Source organism: Brucella sp. MAB-22, assembly GCF_025908475.1.
In the GTDB taxonomy this organism is placed as follows: Bacteria; Pseudomonadota; Alphaproteobacteria; order Rhizobiales; family Rhizobiaceae; genus Brucella; species Brucella anthropi.
In genome coordinates, this window is the sequence record NZ_CP109781.1 from 1,318,025 (window position 1) to 1,335,948 (window position 17,924).

Genomic DNA, 17,924 nt, shown 5'->3' on the forward strand with positions numbered 1-17,924 from the left:
GGCCGGAGCCTTCGCACTGTTCGTGATCGGGTCACGTCCCTGCGCAAAAAAACGGTCTTGACCTTACAAGTATTGGAAGCTGCAGGCTGACAAAAATTCCGCTCAGAACGCCAGTCGATTGTCGGCCGGACTGGGAACGCAAGCACGTCCACCGAGTGAAAGGCCCAGATATGACGCACACCAGTACGCCACACATTCTCATTTACACAACCCCGACTTGTCCGGACTGTCATGCCCTTAAGCGCTGGCTCTCCGAGCAGGGGCTTTCCTATGAGGAGCGCGACCTAAGTGAGCCGGAGATTGCCGAGGAAGCCAAAGCGCGCACAGGGGTTCGGGTGGCTCCGATCACGATTGTCGGTTCCGAAATTTTCTACGGAACATTCGTGCGGCAGAAGCCAGGTTTGCTCAAGGCCCTCGGATTGAATGATGGACTGTAAGGAAAGCCGGATGACCAGAAGAAACGTTGATATACGACAGACACGGACCCGACTGGAAGTCTCGAACGGACAAACAATCCTCGAAGCTGCACTCGCTGCCGGTATTTCCTATCCTCATGGCTGCCGATCCGGTCGCTGCGGTTCATGCAAATCGCGCCTGATCGAGGGTGAGGTTCAATTGCTTCAGCACTCGCGCTTTGCACTGACTGAGGAGGAGAAATCCGACGGCTTGATCCTCGCGTGCTGCGCATTGCCGCAAACGGATGTTGCTGTCGCGTGGCTTGTCAGCGACGAAAAGGCCGTGGAGGCTCCGCGGCGTCTTGATGCGGTCGTGATCGGACTATATGACCTCACGCACGACATCAAACTGATACGAATTGCGCCTGCAGATGGCTCGTCTTTGCCGTTTACCGCCGGACAATATGCCCAGATCAGATTTACCGGAACTCCGATGCGCAGCTATTCCATGGCCAACCGTGTAGGTGAGGGCAGTCTGGAATTTCACGTTCGCCGCGTCGCAGGAGGTATTACGTCCGAACACATACACGGCGCGCTGAAGTCCGGTGACAAAGTTGAACTCGAATTTCCCCTTGGTTCCTCCTATCTGCGCCAAAATCATTCCGGCCCGATGCTGTGCATCGCTGGCGGTTCCGGCCTTGCGCCGATCAAGTCGATCGTTGAGACCGCCCTTGCTCACGGCATGAAGCAGCCGATCCATGTTTATTTCGGAGCACGCAGCGAGTGTGATCTCTACCTCGTCGAGCATTTTCAGTCCTTGGCCGAACAGTATGCCAATCTTACCTTTGTGGTGGTGTTATCCGAGGCAGAAGCGACACAGTACCGCTGTGGTTTTGTGACAAAGGCGGTTGCCGACGACCTGATGGACCTTGATGGGTGGAAGGCCTATGTCGCCGGCCCACCGGGAATGGTTGACGCTGCCATTCAGCTCGCCTTGGCGCGCGGATTACGTGTTGAGGACATGCATGCCGATGTGTTTTTCACGCCCGATGACGGGCCTAACCAAACACCAGCCCAGTGAACTGGATCAAGGGTCAATCCTGAGAGAGAGAGTATGAAGGGAGAGAATTCATATGTGCAATAGATTCGACTGTTACCCGGAGCCAACCGCTCAGGAACTACTCTCGGATCCCATAATCCGCGCGGTCATGGCTGCAGATGCTGTGGATGAAAACCAGTTGCGAGCCTTGCTTGAACAGATGAGCCGGCAGCAGGCGGCGAAAACTCAGAGTATTGTTGCTCGCCACTAAAATCGCTGTGCAAATCGACGAAGTGGACAACGTGATGATAGAGCGCAGGTCTGGATCAGATTTGCGCCCTTTAACTTTGCTCCGAAAGCCGACCTGTTCGAAACCTTTTCACTTTTTCCGAGATGCGTTCCAGACAGGACAGCCCCATACCGATGATTTCCGGCGGAGAATAATACTGAAATAAAAAGCCGCCGCTGCGTATGGTCATGATACGCGGCGGCGGTTCCAGGCAGCTAGTCGCTGTGATCGGCGATTCATTTCTTCATCATGGTATCCATGGAGACTGTAGAAGCCTTTGTCGAAGGGCTGCTCGACAAAGGGCTTCTACATTGCAGACATATCGTGACAGTGCATGGATTATCCGTTGTCATCTAGCCTTGTGCGATCGCCATGCCCGCGCTGATCGCAAGCACATCCGTGATGAATATCAGCGCGATCTTGTTCCTATTCAGTTAGCGGTTGCGGGATAACCTGCTTCCTCGAGAACCTTCAAGACAGACGCCAGTGTCGCAGTTGTTTCGACCTTGACCGCGCGCTCTGTCGGATTGGTGTCGACCTTAGCGCCGGAATCTACCGATTGGATCGCCATAGTTACAGATTTGGCGCACCCGCCGCAGGTCATGCCTTCGATTTTCAATTCCATGAGATTTCTCCTTGTTTGGGTCTCATGACATGCAAGGTGGTTCTTCCAACCGTGGAAAGGTCAAGCGGAAAAAACAAGAAAAATATCATTGACCTTCCCACGGTTGGAAGAACCATACTTCGACTGAACCTGAATTTCGGAACGAAAAAGGAGTCAGCTATGAATGGTCTTGTTAGAACTCCAGAGACGAGGAACGCAGCAATCTGTCTACCCAATAAAGGCGATACTTGCACGTTCCAGATCGGCTCTCGCGAAAATGCTCTTAAGGCTTTGCTGGCCTGAAGATTGCGGGAGTGATTACATGAATATTGGACAAGCCTCTAAAGCATCCGGCGTATCAGCCAAGATGATCCGCTACTATGAGCAGACCGGCCTCATACCTGCTGCCGACCGAACAGCTTCCGGCTACCGCGACTATTCGGACACAGACGTGCATATGCTCCGTTTCATACGGCGAGCCAGAGATCTCGGCTTTTCCGTTGCGGAGATAGGTGATCTTCTCGGGTTATGGCGTGACGAGACGCGACAGAGCGCGGTAGTCAAACGTTTGGCACAAGTTCATATCGACGAACTCCAGAAGAAGATCGCCGATCTGCAAGACATGACCCAGACACTCACGACGTTGGTCAACGCCTGTCACGGCGACCATCGCCCCCATTGCCCGATTCTGCAGCGGCTCGAAACCGATCAGGATGATGAAGACCTTTCGGTTCAGCCGCGTAGTGGTGCTATTGCCCGCTTCATGCAGTGAGACTGACGCCACTGCGACAGAACCCATGAACGCCTTGCGTCTGGCGTCATTGAGAACCTCGACTGGAGCGCCTTCATCGACCGCTACGACCGACCGGAGACGCTGTTTTATCTCGATCCGCCGTATTGGGGCAGCGAGGACTGTTATGGGAAGGAGTTGTTCAGCCGAGGCCAATACGAGGTGATGGCCGAGCGCCTCGGTCGCATCAAGGGTCGCTTTATCATGTCCATCAACGACGTGCCGGAGATCCGATCGATCTTTTCGGTCTTCGACATCGAAGATGTGGACCTGACCTACGCAGCGGCTGACGGTAAGGGGAAGGTGGTCAACGAACTGATAATTAGCGGGAGGGCTTAACGGCCCCTTTAGTGGGGCTTCAATGAACGTTCCGCTCAGTTCTTTGAAATCGTAAAACTGTTGTCATTCGATTTTGCGCGCTACACGACGATGATTGCTATTTGATTGCTAGCGTCAATGTGGTGAAAACGAAAACTGGCTAAATCATTGATTTTATGGTGCCGCTTAGGTGACTCGAACACCTGACCCCATCATTACGAATTGTAATTCGTAATGATTTCAGATAGTTAGACGTCTTGCTATCTGGTTAGACATCGTTGTACAAGCCTTTGGATTGACTCCGCTTTCGGGAATTGAAGGATAGCACACTGTGTCACCCGGTTGCATCCCCTATTATCCCGTAACGCTACTAACCCACTACACTTTCAAAATTGCCCTACTAAATGGTAATTTGGGCCACAAGCGCGGGGCCTCCCCCTATCAACGGGTCCCAACAGTCAGGCGGGGGAGTGGAATCCGCTGTCTCGATGGTGTCAGGGAACTGGCGATTCTTGAAATGAAAAACTATCCGCAGCGTTGGTTTCCGCCCTTTAATTAGCGATTGTCGTTAATAAACGAAAAGGCGATTTCGTTTATTAACGCGCCTGCCTGTTAAATCCTGCATGGGAGGAAGCGCGATCACACCTTGTCCTTTCCACCTTTTTTCATCTCATCGGCAATGCGTTTCAACTCATCCACTTCGTCTGCCTTCGCATCCTCCAAGTGTGCGGCTTCTTTGCGAGCCTCATCAAAATTCTCGTAATGCGCTTCGGCAATCTTGGTGGCCTGCTTGTGGGATACGGAACCTGCGTTTTTGAGGATATTCAGTTCGTTAGATTGCAAGAAATTATCGAGTACCGTTTCCCATTCAACCAAGTGCATGGATTGTCGGCGTCTGGCGCGTAAATCTGCTGTGTCCAGAAACATTGTGACGATGAGGTTCAGTTCTGAAATCTCAGGCTGTGCGAGATAATTCTTCGCAGTTACGACATCGCCCTTTCTTACCCGCGCCCCTTTCCATGAAGTCAGTCCCATATTCGGCGCGGTGGCGTCCGCGCGGGCGACAATCAATTCGGCGGCAGTATAGCCGGTGACTGCGTGCAGCATCTTGTTCTGGATGGTCGCATAGAACGTGTTCACGGATTTCAAGTTTGGATCGTAATCCTCGCTGAGTGCCAGAATATCGCGAACCTTTTGGTAGAAGCGAGCTTCCGACGCCCTGATGTCGCGAATGCGCTCAAGCAGTTCGTCGAAATAGTCATAACCCGGCTGCTTTAACCTGATATCGTCTATCACGAATCCCTTGATCAGGTACTCGGTCAGTGTCGTCGTGGCCCATCGGCGGAACTGAACTCCCCGCGCCGACCGAACACGATATCCCACGGCGAGGATCATATCGAGATTGTAGTGCTTCAACGCACGGGAAACCGTGCGATTGCCCTCGGTTCGAACTTGTAAGAGTTCCTTACAAGTTGCCTCTTCGTTCAGCTCCTGCTCCTCGTAGATGCTGCTGATTTGTTGGGTCATTGCCTGTGGAGACGTCTGGAACAATTCAGCCATTTGGGCTTGTGTCATCCATGCCGTTCCATCAATTGTGCGCAATTCGATCCGGCTACGGCCGTCTTCAGTGGTGTAGAGGATGAGGTTGTCGTCAGACATCGGCAGCAAACTCTTTCAGATAGGTGTGTTCAAACAGCGAGAAACAATGATGGTCCAAGCGCCTGTCTAGGATGGAAGCGTCAGATGTTTCCGCTGACCAAAAAGCGGAATGCAACAAAGGCGAAAAATGAGCCAACAAGCATATATCGCGTCAGTACCATAGGGGCTGCTGTCGTTCAAAAGCCCATGAGCAACCGCATGGCGAAGGCTTGGTCCCGGTTTGGACAAAAAGACGTTGTCAATGTCTGCCGTGATGGCGTCGCCGAACGCCTCTTCCAATTCTGGACGCATCTGCTCAAAAAGCGCCGATATGGTGCGATCTTCTTGTACCTGCTTGGCATCGTCGAACGTTGTGACGTCATGGCCGTTCAGTTTCAGAATGTGGCGAAGAGAATTTTCCAGCATGGGCGTCAAGATATAGAGAGCGCTTACGCAGTCTCCTTCGAAGAAGCGAGCAAAGCCCCGACTGAAAGTGTTGACCAGATCGTTCGGTACGAATGGACTATGCCGGATAAGAGCCTGAAATGTATCTTCACCGACATAATAATTCCCGGTGATATATTGACGCGCTATCTGAACTTGTCCTGAAACGTGGATACCTCTGCGCATACTTTCATGCTGAGAAATTTGCACGCGGATAGCATCGCCGTTGTCACCATCTCCGAAACCTCCACCCTCGGACTTGTGAATCACCTTGCCTTCGTGGTCGTGAAATGACGCACCGAACAAAGAAGAAAGCGGATGGTCGTTGATAGACTTCACAGCATCCTCCATGAGCTTCTTTGGCGATGGGGATCGTTCCAAGTCTGCAAATATCAACAGCAAGTCGATGAGATCACGTTCGCCCTCAAGCTGCCCCTTGACCTGATCCGCGATTGCGCTGAGGTCCATCGGGTGGGAGAATGATGACATTTCGTCCGCAATACCGGACTGGACGTCGATTAATTTGTGACGAAGTTGGGTGCGTCGTTCTCTCTGCCCCGGCACGCCATGATATTCGGCAATTGCCTCGCTGAGCCAGTGCGAGGCCAGCATCGCCGAAGTGTGTTTCTCAGACTCGGCAACCAGCGCTTCAGCGGCACCTGTCCGGCACCGATTCTTTCCATTCTCGTCCCTCGCGTGATGATACCCACGAGCCGCCAAGCGCCAAAGCTCCACAATCATGTGGGAGCCGGGTTCGGGAACGCCCCCTGTCAGATAAGCCTCTATTTCCGCCGCGATGACGCTCGGATCGGATATGCTAAAATCCAAGTCCATCTCGAAAAACCAATGGACTGGTACTGGATTGCTGCTTGTGACAGCTCGCGCCCTTATTGCCGACAGCAGCGTCCGCGCGGCGATAACCTCGTCACTATTCCAGCCGAGTGGCCGACCCATCGACAACGCTCGTCGTAGAACATCCCGTGCTGTAAGCCCCAAGAGCGGATCATCGCGGTCAAGACGATCCTTGAGGGAGCCCGAACCCAGCCCCTCCGCGATTGCAACGTAGGATGCGATTGCGGCACGACCCAATTGATGCCGCTTTCGCTCCAGAAGCCAACAAAGGTCACATAGCCGCGCCCTCAGCACCGGGTTAGCGGCATTCACGGCCGCATAGGCAAGTACCGACACCGGAACACCGCGAAAGTCTTCTGGAATGGCCGATCGTCGGTCTCCCATGATCATCATCGCGCCGAAGGGTGCGTTGCGGTCATTAGGTTTGAAGTGAAGGTCCGTAGCGGCGGACAGCATCGCGAACACCTTCGCAGCGGCTTCGTTGCCTTGCGTCTCCTTTAGCCCCTTTGCTTCCTTGCGGTACAGGGTGCTCAATTCACCGCAATCGGCAGAATTGCACCCGATGATGGGGGCTTCAAACTCTAACCCCGCAATGTCATCAGGCGTTGCCTGAAGCCAGAAAGGAGCCGTCCCTTCTACCTGTTCAACCTTACCCTCTAGTTCAGTCTCAGTCATTGTGACGCTCCGACAGTGCCCGATGCCTTATTGTAACTCTGTGTCGTCGGTAATCGGCGCAGCATCCTCGACTTCCTCACGGGTGAACTTCTCGGAGAAAAACGCTTCGTCTATTTCGTATATTTCCACTGGTCGGCGTTTCACTCCCACCTGATGCTTGATGCAAAGGTCTAAAAGGCGTTTGCCATCAATCAGCGTGATAGGAGCTGCACCGACAAACAGTGCTCCCTCTTGAGCACCTTTTGCGAAATTGCCAAGGCTGATGATCGTACCGCGAATGGCTTTGAAATACGGGAGCGCGCCCCGAAGCTCATCGACTTTTGGTCGGGTAATAGTGCTTTCCGTCCGCTTAACCTGAACCACTTCGGTGATTTCCGTAATGCCGAACTGTACGCGGGCAACAACATCTACACCCTTGTCGCCACTGACTTTTGTCACGCGAACGTCTTCATAGTCCATTGCGTCGAGGAGTTCTTTGATAAAATGCTCAAACTGCACCGGTTCAAGTTGCATTAAGCGTTCGCGGAATGCCGCCAGCTGCTCCTCGTTATGGGCATGAGCAGCTTCTGCGACGGTTGTGCGCCTTGAAGAAGGCGTGGCAACGGTGACTGGCTTGGCGCCTCCGCTGAAACCCTTCAACCATTGCAGCCCAGCATCGGTGATGGCGTAGAAATTGCCTTCGCGCGTGATCAGCCCACGTTCGGCGATGCTGACCAATCGTCTTCGCAGCGTGTCGGCGAATGTCTTTGGCGTTGAGAACAGCGAAACCGCTTTTAGATAATCCGACCATGCCGGCAGGATGTCACCACGTTTGCAAGGTGACCGCTCAGCTACGAGGGATAGCAGCTTCGGGATACCTTCAGCTGTGTCGAGTTCTCGGAGCATTGCTTCATCATTGGCTAGAAATTGCCTACCTCGCTCTCCAATCTGATAACTTCCAGTGTCGCGATCTAAAAGCCGCAAGCGATTGATGAAAAGGTAGCAACCGTTTAGGTAGCGGGGGTTCATCGTTTTCCCGCTCCCCACCCATATTTCCCGAGCCAAATCTTGAAGCTCGTCAGAAAGACGTTCGTTTATCCACGTGTCGGGATCCGACCAATCAACTGGATTTTGCGGGGTCCCAGTTTGCTCGAATATCGCGTTAAGCATGTCGCGTACCCGTTGGACAGGTTCGCCATCCAATAGACGTATAGCATGGGCAACGTCCGAATACAGCGGGTAAAGCGGCGCTTGGACGATATGGCCGGTGGTCGTTGCTTCAATGCTCATTGTTGTTTGTGCCCCAATATCCTACGGAAGGACGGTCGCTGTTGTCACAACAGCATAGTTAACGCCCAGCGTGTCGATGAAATGTCTCTTGCCGCATTCTATCTTGCGCCGCTCATCAGGCCGTAACTCGTCTAAATTAGTTGAAGGCTTTGTTTCGCGAACCAGATAGAGGCGATCTTGGCCGCCGCCCATATCCATGACGATAGCCCAATCTGGATTGTATCCGCCAATCGGCGTCGGGACCAAAAACCAGCTGGGAAGCTTCACATACAGCTTAACGCGGGCGTCCTTCTCCAACGCTTCGGCAAAGGGGCGTTCAATCGTTTCGGAATCGATGTTTACGCCATCATAGATATGCGTACCGCCTGCAAACGCGTTCGCTTCGCTCTTCACCACATTCTCCGCAAAGGCTTCTATCAAATCATCGAACTGCGTTTGCGCATACCATGTGCCGTCGCGCTCATACTTGATGCCGCCGACAAGTTGGTCAGCGAGCTTCGTTTTGATGATGCTGGTCAAGGCGCTGGCGAATTCGTGAGGATTGTCCACAACGGCCTTCGGGTAGGGCGCACCTTTCAGTATTGAGAGGATCGTCTTGCGGCCGATGCGCATTGGCGGTGAGGTAGCCTCCATCAGGTTCTCAATGATGGAAACGACGTTCGGGACAGGATAGCGGCCTTCGAGATCAATGGCGACGTTCGCGTCAGCTAGGCGGATGGCTTCAAAAAGGTCTTCGCCCTTCTTCGCGTTGACGCCAGCAACTTGGACCACGACGCGTGGGCGGTGTACTTGGATTGCGCCCATTTCTGCAATCACATCGGCGATGAGCTTGGCGCTATCGACGCTCACCGCATAGCGTGTTCGATATTTGATCTTGTTCCAAAGCTCTTGAAATTCTGGCTTTAGCAGGTGGTTTTTGCGCAGCTTCAGGCTGATCTTCTTGCGGGCATCGCCGGGCTTCGGTGGCACGCCCTCCTTCCCGTATTCCTTTTCGATTTCGCTTTGCAGGCGGGTCACAAAGCTTTCGTAGGTCTCGCTCGCACTAACAGTGAGAATGTTGACGCGGTTATCCTTCACCCGTTCGCCTGTCAGGCTATCGACAGGCAGCCGCACCCCGCGCCCAACCTGTTGGCGGCGTTCCGTTTCGCTGCCGACTTCGCGCAACGTGCAAATCTGGAAGACGTTTGGATTGTCCCAACCTTCCTTCAGTGCCGAATGAGAGAAGATGAATGCAACAGGTTCGTCGAAGCTGATTAGATCTTCCTTCCGACGCATAATCAGGTCGAATTCACGCGCTTGCGCCGCGCGGTCCTTGTCGTTGGTTGGCACTTCCTTTTCGACGACTGAAACCACGCCCTTCTTGTTGGTGGTCGACGCGAAATAGGACGCCTGAACATCATTCGGGTCTTTGTCGCGCCATTCGGGATAAGCGGTCTTGGCTTCATTGAACGCCTTGATGAACAGCTTACGTATCAACCCGTCTTCGCTGCGAAAACTTTCGACCTTATCGACGAAGAACAGTGATAGAACCTTGACGTTGAAGCCCAAATCGCGAATGCGTTTCTGTTTCTGGAAATGTCGCTCGACCGTGAACCGGATTTGCGCTTCCAAGATCGCATCCCGTTGCGTCCCGGTTTCCGCACCCAGTGCGACCTCAGCATTGTTAGTGAAACGCACATACCCGGCTTGGAAATTGATTTCGGCGACTTCCAAGCCTTCGTAGTCGTTGCGCTTGGTCTTCTCCCAAAGCTTGTCGCCGGGTTTGATCTTGATCGTCTTCCGCGTGATTGCCCCTGACTTCGCCTGCACATCGACTGTCACTTGCGCTGTCAGCGACTTCTTGGTCGTATCGATACTTTCGACACGAACATAGGGGAGGTTGGCGTTTTCCTCTTCGAGGGCTGCGCCAACTTCGATTTGCTTCACCAAGCCTTGCCGATAGGCATCGAACGGGGTCAGCCGGTAGACCGGGTTATAGCTATTCCGGTGCGTTGCGCTGTAACGCAGTGCGAACAGTGGGTTGAGCGCGGCCAAGGCGGCAATTCGGCCTTCGCTTTCCATGTTCTGCGGCTCGTCCAGTATCAGGACAGGCCGAACGGCCTGAAGTAGATGGATAACCGGCGGATTGCCTTCTTGTGGTTTGCGGATGACGTTCTGTTCCCGCGAAAACGCGTCAATGGTCATCACCATAAGTTCGACAGCATTCGATGCGGCGAAGCTGCGGACCTGTCCTGGTTGGGCGGCGTATACCGAATGATGGAAAGGCGGCAGGCCGGGCAGCACCGAGAAATGGGCTTTGGTTTGGCGGATCGTCTTCAGTACGCCTTCGCGGACGGCGACCGATGGCACAACGATAATGAATTTGGTCAGCCCGTAGCGGTGGGCTAGGTTCAATGCGGTGCGTAGATAGACGTAGGTCTTGCCGGTGCCCGTCTCCATCTCCACCGAAAAGTTCGGAAACCGAACCTTGCCTACACCTTCAAATAGGTCCGCGTCCTGCTCGATCGTGGCGAGCGCCGTATCGGCTTTCAGCCCATTGTCGGTCTGGACGCGGTTCAGATTGGCAAGCAGTTGGTCTTCGCTCAGCTCTAGCCGATTTGGAACCACCGTTGATCCGGCAGCGGGAACCAGCGCTGAACCTATATGGCCTTGCCCATCAAGAAGGCCGACAATTGAGGCGATTGCGTCAAGCTGAAATTGTTGGGTGGAGTCGAACTTGAATTCCATCGCTCACAACACCTTCAGGCGGCATTGTAGGGCAAGGTTGGCGGCAACCGTGTCAGTTAGCGCTGTATCACGACAAATGAACAGGACATCCTTGGTCAGCCCCAGCCCTTTCAGGTCCGGTAGATCGATGGCATCGGCCAAGCAAATAATGAATGCCTTGCCCTGTTCGTCGTCGGTGACACGCCACAGCTTGCCGGGCTTTTCACCTTCCACAGAAACCACCCTGGAGGTGAGCGCCAAGCCTTCACGCAACGCTACTTCCCAAATCAAATCTTCGGCCTTCCAGCCGGGTTTGAGCGTGTCTGCGAAGACATCCATCTGCTTCAGGTAGTCTTCGGGTTCGATGCTGTTCGCGCCGTTCCAGCGTAAGATACCGGTTTCGGCTAAGCGGAAGGCACGGAAACCTTGCGGGATTGATTGAAGATCAGGCTGCTTCAATGCGCGCCGCAGTCGTTCGCGTGTGACTTCGGGAATTGTCTTCCAACCCTTTGCCAGCGCGGCCTTGCCCGTACGCTCCTTCGGGTTCACCGGCTCTGGGAACTGGACGGCAATGAACTTTGCTTCGGCCATGCCATTAGCAGCAAGCCGGAATACTGCTTCGGCGGTTGAGCCGGACCCGGCGAAAAAGTCCATGATGATTGGTGTGGGTTCATCCGACGCGACGTATTTGAATAAGCGCGCCAACTCTTCGTGGTCCTTCGGATTGTCGAAAACCTTCGCCCCCATCAACTCGCGGAGGTAGCGGACGGATACCTGCGACTGCTTGTAAAAGACCGACCCCCGAACCTGCGTTGCCAGTTCTTCTTCGTCTGCTGCCTCTTCGTCGCCGTCAAAATCTGTGTCTTCGTCCGACAGTTCTTGGCCGACCGGCTTGATATGGAACTTGCGGAACGGCGGTTCGGTATGATCGTCACGGAATTCGACCAAGCCCAAGTCAATCTGTCGCTGCATTTCATCGGGGTCGCTATAAATCCATCCGCGTTCTGGTACCTTGCAGGGTTGTTCGGTGATAGGGTGCATCACATCGTATCGCGGGCCGTCACCGCCCGGCCAAGAAATGTCCCTGTCTCGCCAAGGGCCATTCTTGTCCACTCGCTTGTAGCGGCTCCATTTCTTCGACGGATGCCCTTTGGGCAAGGCCGCGTACCAAAGCTGTAGATGTGCTTCGATGGTCTTGTCGTCGCCGCCGTACTTGGCGCGAAGCTGAACGTATTCATCCCAAATCTCGCGGGCACCGGGCTTTTCTTCACGCCAAATAGTCTTGGCGTCTTTCAGCGACGACAACAGCCGCGCGTAGACCAGGATGTATTCATGGCCGACCGAAAGCAGCTTGGCGTCGTTCTTCCGGCCCTTTTCCCACACCATTTGAGCAATGAAATTTTCCGGGCCGAACACTTCATCGCATAGTTGCTTCAGATTGGCGGCTTCCGCGTCGTTTATGCTGATCAGGATGATGCCTTCGTCCTTCAGCATCTGCCGTGCCATGGACAGGCGGGGATACATCATCGACAACCAACGCGAGTGCAGCCTGCCCGCCTTTTCCGGCGTGCTGGTTGCCAAGTCACCCTCTTCGGTCATTTGGCCCGTCTGCTTCAAATATGCGGCCAAAGGGTCGGTGAAATCGTCGTCGTAGATGAAATCGTTGCCCGTGTTGTAGGGCGGGTCGATATAGATAAGCTTCACCCGCCCAAAGTAGGACTTGTAGAGAAGTTTCAGGACTTCGAGGTTTTCACCTTCGATAAAGACATGCTGCGCATCGTCGAAGTTGACGCTTTCGGTCCGGTCGGGCACCAAGGTTGCTCGCGATGGCGCTTGCAGCATGGAAATAGCGTCACGTTTGCCCGGCCACGTCAGCCCATAGCGTTCCGGCCCCGCCGCTACCGCATCGCCTGCCAGTTCAGCCAAACGATCAAGGTCAAGCTGCCCGTCTGAAAACGCCTCCGGGACCACGCTTTTCAAGCGCTCCAGGAGCTGGGTTTTCAAATCAGGTGAGGTTTCGTCGATTCGATCTGCTTTGCTCATGCCACTTTGTGCCAGACGATGCGGCGCGAGGGCAACATCTCGGCGACGGACCGCAAGGGATATGCAGGATTTTATCCTGATCGTCTGCAAATATGACAGCTCCCATAAGCGTCAGATGCAATTTTGATTTTGCTACTCGATTGCGGGGAACAAAATAGAAGCATCACTTGCAGAACGCTGCGGCTGTTCCCATATTTATGCTGCCTCTGGAATTGGCCAGTTGGCACGGTCGTTTGGACGGTCAACTGGAAACATGACTGCCGCGCAGGCCACGACGATTGTCATCGTCAGGCTGGCAAGGTCGTCCCATGAGACTGTGAACATAGTTCGCACTCCTACGGCTACACTATACCGCCATGCGTTTTAGAAACCCGCGTTGGGGGCAAGCCTGTTTGAGACAACGGGAAGAAGCCGACGGATAGAGGCGTGCGATTGGGGGGCGTTCGGCGTTAGCCGAGGTTCAGGGTTGGAGCCAGTCCCCCGATCACTGCAAAAACTTGGGGGAATATTTGGGGCACGAGTGGTTCAAGACGAGGGGATATCGCCATTTCGACGCGCCAGTTGGTCCATCATATGCGGCCAAAGTCGACAGTTCGAAGTTCGTCGCCAAGCATTCTTGGCTCCCGCTCATTCACTACGTCAAGCGCGTCAAACGTTACAAGGCAAAGGACGGCAAAACCGTCTACAAAGACCGTGACATCATGTTCGCCTCCCATCGAGACGCTTGTATTCTTGCGAAATACGCTTTTGATCTCAGTGTACTTCTCGATCAGCACTACATAAAATCCGCTTTAAGCAATCATGTAATCGCCTATCGCAAACTTGGTCGGGGAAACTACGATTTTTCTGCAGATGCCTATCGCTTCGCCCAGAAGCATGAACCTTGCGTTGTGTTGTGCTTCGACATCACCGGCTTTTTTGACAATCTGGACCATACCATCCTTAAGAATCGACTGAAGCGCCTGCTTGGGGTCGATGAATTGCCGCCTGATTGGTATGCTGTATTTCGGCACGTTACGAAGTTCCACAAAGTGGAACGTCAGGAGCTTGAGGCGCACCCAGTATTCTCGACGAGGATCAAAGGGGACACTCGCGAGCCGATTGCGACGATCACGGAACTTCACAAGGCCGGAATTGTGATTACTCCCAACCCGAACAAGTTCGGAATCCCGCAGGGTACGCCGATCAGCAGCGCCTTTTCGAATCTTTACATGATGGATGTCGATGCAGCCATGGTGACCGCCTGTGGAAAAATCAGGGCGCTCTATCAGCGCTATTCCGATGACATTCTGATTGTTTGCAGGCCTGACAACGAGACGGAAATCATCGATGCGCTTAAATCAGTCATTATCGCGCATAAGCTCGAAATCAAGGACGAGAAAACGGAGCGCGCGCTGTTTGGGTCTGGCAGTGAAGACATCTTTCAATACCTTGGATTCAACGTGTCGAAAGATGGAGCGGTAATTCGTCCGACCTCATTGGCGAGGCAGTGGCGCAAGGCGCGTCGAGCAATAAAGACCACGAAGCGGATTGGTGAACAAGCAATAGCCAAAGGGAACGCTGACAAAATCTATACCAAGCGCCTTCGTAAACGCTTTGCACCGGTTGGTGCGCGGAATTTCTCTAAATACGCTAGGCGGGCCGCTGATGCCTTTGGATCGAAGCGGATCGTTCGGCAGGTGATGCGGCTTGAGCGGATGGTAGATCAGGCAATTCGTGATATGGACAAGTGAATATGGCCAGTTTGAGCTATCGTGAAAGGCTAAACTGAAACAGGCGTTGCTCATGTTCGTCCGATCGCGCGTGCGCAGGCGATAGATCGTGTTTCATCGTATTGGATCAAATTGGAAAATATTAGATAACTATCTGAAATTACTTGTTTTTATAGACTCAGATGTTATTTCGAGTTGAGGCCAACAGGAGGTCTCAATGCCGAATTTACGTCTCACCCGCCGCGCGATCGATGATCTTCCACATGCTGACAGCGGCCAAGTTTACTACCGTGATACCCTGCTGACCGGCTTCGGTCTGCGTGTGGGCACTCAATCCAAGGTTTACTATGCCGAGGGGCAGGTAAACCGCCGGACGCGCCGTGTGACCATCGGTCGGGCCGATGTCTTCGCGCCAGAAGTCGCGCGGAAGAAGGCCATGGCGTTGCTCGCTGAAATGGCGGAAGGCTTGGACCCGAATGCAGAGAAGCGCAGGGAAACGGTGGTCAAGCTGACACTCGCCGATGCATTCGACACATTTTTCGCCGCCCGCCCCCACCTGTCCCCGTACAGTGTGCGGAACTACACACGAACCGCCAAGCTCTACCTCAAGGCATGGCGTAAGAAGCCGATCAACGAAATCACCCGGCAGATGGTGTTGAAGAAGCATCAGGAAATTTCGGCTGAGAACGGCAAGGTTACCGCCAACAATGTCATGCGGCATCTGCGCTCGGTCTACAATTTCGCTGCCGCGACTCATGACGAATTTCCGCCCAACCCGGTGCAGATTTTGACGCAGGCACGCGCTTGGCATCGCGAGCAGCGGCGGCAAACCTTGGTAACGGCGCTTGACCTGCCTATGTGGTGGAAGGCAGTCATGGCGGAGCCGGACTACTCCCGCGATTTCTTGCTCATGGCGCTGTTCACCGGAATGCGCCGGGGCGAGCTGATGGCGCTGCGCTGGGACAATGTCGATCTCAAAGCGCGCACTTTGCATCTGCCGAAGACGAAAAACGGCGATCCCCTGAACCTCCCGCTCTCGACATTCCTAGTGGAGCTTTTAGCAGAACGCTCTGCGCGGGCTGATGCCTCGCCTTATGTGTTTCCCGGTCCCGGTAAAGACGGCCACCTCGTGGAAACCAAGAAGTTTCTACTTCGCGTTTCTACTGGGTCCGGTGTCAGCTTCACGCTGCACGACCTGCGGCGAACCTTTATCACCATCGCTGAAAGCCTCGACGTTCCTTATTACGCGCTCAAGCGGCTGCTGAACCACCGCGCCACCGGCGATGTCACAGGCGGTTATATCGTCGTTAACGCCGAGCGCCTGCGCGGGCCGGTGGAACTGGTTGCAACCCGGATATTGGAGTTGGTCAATGTCAGTCAGTGACTCCACCTTCACGGCAGTTGCCACGCAAAACGCGACGGTATTGGAGCGCGTTCTGCTGGCCATCATAAATGCGCACACGGATGCTGAATCCGAGGGGCGTCAACGGGAACGGCTGGACGCAGCGGTGACCGCGTTAGTCGGACCCTAGACGCCGAAAGAACACGATCTGGAAAAGGCTTTGCTTTTCATGGTGCGGGAAAGGCAGAAGGACATCTGCGATATTGAGATGCGTGCATTTCACCCGGAAGCACACGCCTCGGACCCAACGGCACGCTCGGTCCCGGAACTGGCCAAGGCCGCAGCGAAAGGGATTCTTGGCCGTACAACGGTGGCCGAATTGGTGCCGACCGCCCACCTGCTGTGTGCCATGTTCCAAGATCGGCTTGGAATCCATGCGCGGGAGCACGACGAAGTCCGCGAAGCACTTGAAGCGGAAGCCGTGCAACGGCTCTGCGACGAACTGGCGGAATGGGGCGTGTCTACCCGCATATAGTATTCAATGACTTATCGGCATTTTGTTTCATTGCCGATTTCGCCCATTGAACGCCGATCAACCTTATGCGATGAAATACGTGCGGATGAATTGACATCCACCGCCCGGAGAAATCCGGTGGCGAGTAACCCCAGGATTAGCGGACATCGCTGAGGCCTGACGGACTATACTTTCGCGGGAAATACCTCCCGGCCATGTCAAATAGCTGAGAACTGAGAACGGGACTGATTGCCTACTCCGGCTTCACCTTGACCCGTGCGCGCTCAGTCGCGCCAATCAGAAAGCTAGCGACATGACAACGACCATCCGAGATCGCGCCCGACAGGCTGCGATTCCTTTCCGCAATACAAACAGTCCACAGCCAACGGAGCGGTTCTTGAATACCGCTCAGGCCGCCCACGAGATCGGCATGAGCAAGTCATGGCTGGAAAAGGGAAGGATATATTTCTACGGTCCTCCCTTCGTCAGCTTGCGCCGACCCGGCTCAAAAGTTGGCGCGATACGCTATCGACTCAGCGCCCTGCGCCAATGGGTCGAGGACCAGCAACGCAACCCGGAGGAGGCGCATCATGGCTGACCTTCTCCAACCCGATGCGCAAGCAGCGATTTCCTTCCTGCTTTGGCTCACCCCGCAAGTTCCCCTCTATCTGGAGACCCATGAAAGCACGGGCGGAGCGCGGCCAAAGCCGAAGGACTATCAGCCTTATGCCGCTGACGCCGCGCAACGTTTTGTCGCCGCCAACAACGGCGACGAATATCGGCGTAACGTCTATTTCCTGCCCAATGCCGAACTGATGTCGGGCGGGCGCGCCAAGGCGAATATATCGGCCTCGCGCTTCCTCTGGGTTGACCTCGATTGCAAGGATTATCCCGGCAGTGCGGAACACCAGCGCGATACAATCCTTGGCCTGCTCAGCGAAGACCAACTGCGTCCGTCAGGCGTACCGAAGCCGACTGCATTCTGGTTTACAGGCGGCGGTTATCAGGCGATCTGGCGCATGACAGAGCCAGTTCCCGCAGAAGATGCCGAGGCGTACAACCGCGCTTTGCTAGTCGCGTTTCAAGGCGGGGCCGGTACAATCGACGTCAGCCGACTTCTCAGATTGCCCGGAACCGTAAATTGGTTGAGTGACAGGAAACGGGCGACAGGCCGGGAACCGGCCAAGGCGTTCCTGATGGAACCGATTTCGTTCAGCACTGAACCGAGAAACTATACGCTTGCCGATTTCAGGCTGCGTCTCGACAAATCGAACACGCCCAAGACCGATAGTAA

Annotated in this window: 14 protein-coding genes and 2 pseudogenes; 9 read left to right on the plus strand and 7 right to left on the minus strand. The window is 54.4% G+C overall.

Features of this window, described 5'->3' with window-relative positions; all coding sequences use genetic code 11:
- Positions 1-170 precede the first annotated feature (170 nt).
- On the plus strand, positions 171-437 hold the full coding sequence (locus tag OHI65_RS05980) for a glutaredoxin family protein (protein ID WP_010659232.1): 267 nt from the start codon (positions 171-173) through the stop codon (positions 435-437).
- Positions 438-447: 10 nt separating this feature from the next.
- Positions 448-1,476 (plus strand): 2Fe-2S iron-sulfur cluster-binding protein, encoded by a 1,029-nt coding sequence (locus OHI65_RS05985; RefSeq protein WP_125301017.1) that lies wholly within the window; start codon positions 448-450, stop codon positions 1,474-1,476.
- Positions 1,477-2,153: 677 nt separating this feature from the next.
- Here the strand turns inward: OHI65_RS05985 and OHI65_RS05990 are convergent.
- A complete protein-coding gene (locus OHI65_RS05990; RefSeq protein WP_010659230.1) occupies positions 2,154-2,348 on the minus strand; it encodes a heavy-metal-associated domain-containing protein in 195 nt (64 codons plus the stop codon).
- Between the two features lie 301 nt (positions 2,349-2,649).
- Between OHI65_RS05990 and cueR the strand changes: the two genes are divergently transcribed.
- Positions 2,650-3,099: a Cu(I)-responsive transcriptional regulator gene (gene cueR / locus OHI65_RS05995; protein ID WP_010659229.1), complete on the plus strand. Its 450-nt coding sequence runs from the start codon at positions 2,650-2,652 to the stop codon at positions 3,097-3,099.
- A 24-nt stretch (positions 3,100-3,123) separates the two neighbouring features.
- A pseudogene (locus OHI65_RS23000) lies at positions 3,124-3,456 on the plus strand (DNA adenine methylase); the annotation flags it as partial.
- A gap of 618 nt (positions 3,457-4,074) precedes the next feature.
- On the opposite strand, the gene OHI65_RS06005 reads toward OHI65_RS23000, so the two are convergent.
- The 6 genes from OHI65_RS06005 to OHI65_RS06030 all read right to left on the minus strand — a co-directional run bounded on the left by OHI65_RS06005 (position 4,075) and on the right by OHI65_RS06030 (position 13,386).
- Positions 4,075-5,094: a virulence RhuM family protein gene (locus OHI65_RS06005; protein ID WP_264358537.1), complete on the minus strand. Its 1,020-nt coding sequence runs from the start codon at positions 5,092-5,094 to the stop codon at positions 4,075-4,077.
- A 66-nt stretch (positions 5,095-5,160) separates the two neighbouring features.
- On the minus strand, positions 5,161-7,044 hold the full coding sequence (locus OHI65_RS06010) for a DUF4209 domain-containing protein (RefSeq protein WP_235824418.1): 1,884 nt from the start codon (positions 7,042-7,044) through the stop codon (positions 5,161-5,163).
- Positions 7,045-7,071: 27 nt separating this feature from the next.
- A complete protein-coding gene (locus OHI65_RS06015; protein WP_125301015.1) occupies positions 7,072-8,313 on the minus strand; it encodes a restriction endonuclease in 1,242 nt (413 codons plus the stop codon).
- Between the two features lie 21 nt (positions 8,314-8,334).
- Positions 8,335-11,040, minus strand: coding sequence for a DEAD/DEAH box helicase family protein (locus OHI65_RS06020; RefSeq protein ID WP_264358538.1), 2,706 nt, complete (start codon positions 11,038-11,040; stop codon positions 8,335-8,337).
- 3 nt (positions 11,041-11,043) lie between these two features.
- Positions 11,044-13,062, minus strand: a complete 2,019-nt coding sequence (locus OHI65_RS06025) for a site-specific DNA-methyltransferase (protein ID WP_125301013.1) — start codon at positions 13,060-13,062, stop codon at positions 11,044-11,046.
- Between the two features lie 195 nt (positions 13,063-13,257).
- Positions 13,258-13,386, minus strand: a complete 129-nt coding sequence (locus tag OHI65_RS06030; protein WP_255414836.1) for a hypothetical protein — start codon at positions 13,384-13,386, stop codon at positions 13,258-13,260.
- 185 nt (positions 13,387-13,571) lie between these two features.
- Here OHI65_RS06030 and OHI65_RS06035 point away from each other — a divergent pair, with 185 nt between their 5' ends.
- The 5 genes and pseudogenes from OHI65_RS06035 to OHI65_RS06050 all read left to right on the plus strand — a co-directional run bounded on the left by OHI65_RS06035 (position 13,572) and on the right by OHI65_RS06050 (position 17,228).
- Positions 13,572-14,795, plus strand: coding sequence for a reverse transcriptase domain-containing protein (locus tag OHI65_RS06035; RefSeq protein ID WP_125301012.1), 1,224 nt, complete (start codon positions 13,572-13,574; stop codon positions 14,793-14,795).
- A gap of 196 nt (positions 14,796-14,991) precedes the next feature.
- Positions 14,992-15,210, plus strand: a pseudogene (locus tag OHI65_RS23005) (hypothetical protein); the annotation flags it as partial.
- 18 nt (positions 15,211-15,228) lie between these two features.
- Positions 15,229-16,158, plus strand: coding sequence for a tyrosine-type recombinase/integrase (locus OHI65_RS06040; RefSeq protein ID WP_413541917.1), 930 nt, complete (start codon positions 15,229-15,231; stop codon positions 16,156-16,158).
- Between the two features lie 226 nt (positions 16,159-16,384).
- Positions 16,385-16,651, plus strand: coding sequence for a hypothetical protein (locus tag OHI65_RS06045; RefSeq protein ID WP_264358540.1), 267 nt, complete (start codon positions 16,385-16,387; stop codon positions 16,649-16,651).
- Between the two features lie 292 nt (positions 16,652-16,943).
- The gene (locus OHI65_RS06050) at positions 16,944-17,228 is read left to right on the plus strand and encodes a helix-turn-helix transcriptional regulator (protein ID WP_125301009.1); all 285 of its coding nucleotides are present in this window, start codon (positions 16,944-16,946) and stop codon (positions 17,226-17,228) included.
- Positions 17,229-17,924 lie beyond the last annotated feature (696 nt).

What these genes read in the sequence shown, in the direction of transcription:
- OHI65_RS05980 (WP_010659232.1), top strand. Translation starts at nt 171, where the DNA reads ATGACGCACACCAGTACGCCACACATTCTCATTTACACAACCCCGACT.
- OHI65_RS05985 (WP_125301017.1), top strand. Translation starts at nt 448, where the DNA reads ATGACCAGAAGAAACGTTGATATACGACAGACACGGACCCGACTGGAA.
- OHI65_RS05990 (WP_010659230.1), bottom strand. Translation starts at nt 2,348, where the DNA reads ATGGAATTGAAAATCGAAGGCATGACCTGCGGCGGGTGCGCCAAATCT.
- cueR (WP_010659229.1), top strand. Translation starts at nt 2,650, where the DNA reads ATGAATATTGGACAAGCCTCTAAAGCATCCGGCGTATCAGCCAAGATG.
- OHI65_RS06005 (WP_264358537.1), bottom strand. Translation starts at nt 5,094, where the DNA reads ATGTCTGACGACAACCTCATCCTCTACACCACTGAAGACGGCCGTAGC.
- OHI65_RS06010 (WP_235824418.1), bottom strand. Translation starts at nt 7,044, where the DNA reads ATGACTGAGACTGAACTAGAGGGTAAGGTTGAACAGGTAGAAGGGACG.
- OHI65_RS06015 (WP_125301015.1), bottom strand. Translation starts at nt 8,313, where the DNA reads ATGAGCATTGAAGCAACGACCACCGGCCATATCGTCCAAGCGCCGCTT.
- OHI65_RS06020 (WP_264358538.1), bottom strand. Translation starts at nt 11,040, where the DNA reads ATGGAATTCAAGTTCGACTCCACCCAACAATTTCAGCTTGACGCAATC.
- OHI65_RS06025 (WP_125301013.1), bottom strand. Translation starts at nt 13,062, where the DNA reads ATGAGCAAAGCAGATCGAATCGACGAAACCTCACCTGATTTGAAAACC.
- OHI65_RS06030 (WP_255414836.1), bottom strand. Translation starts at nt 13,386, where the DNA reads ATGTTCACAGTCTCATGGGACGACCTTGCCAGCCTGACGATGACAATC.
- OHI65_RS06040 (WP_413541917.1), top strand. Translation starts at nt 15,229, where the DNA reads ATGGCGGAAGGCTTGGACCCGAATGCAGAGAAGCGCAGGGAAACGGTG.
- OHI65_RS06045 (WP_264358540.1), top strand. Translation starts at nt 16,385, where the DNA reads ATGCGTGCATTTCACCCGGAAGCACACGCCTCGGACCCAACGGCACGC.
- OHI65_RS06050 (WP_125301009.1), top strand. Translation starts at nt 16,944, where the DNA reads ATGACAACGACCATCCGAGATCGCGCCCGACAGGCTGCGATTCCTTTC.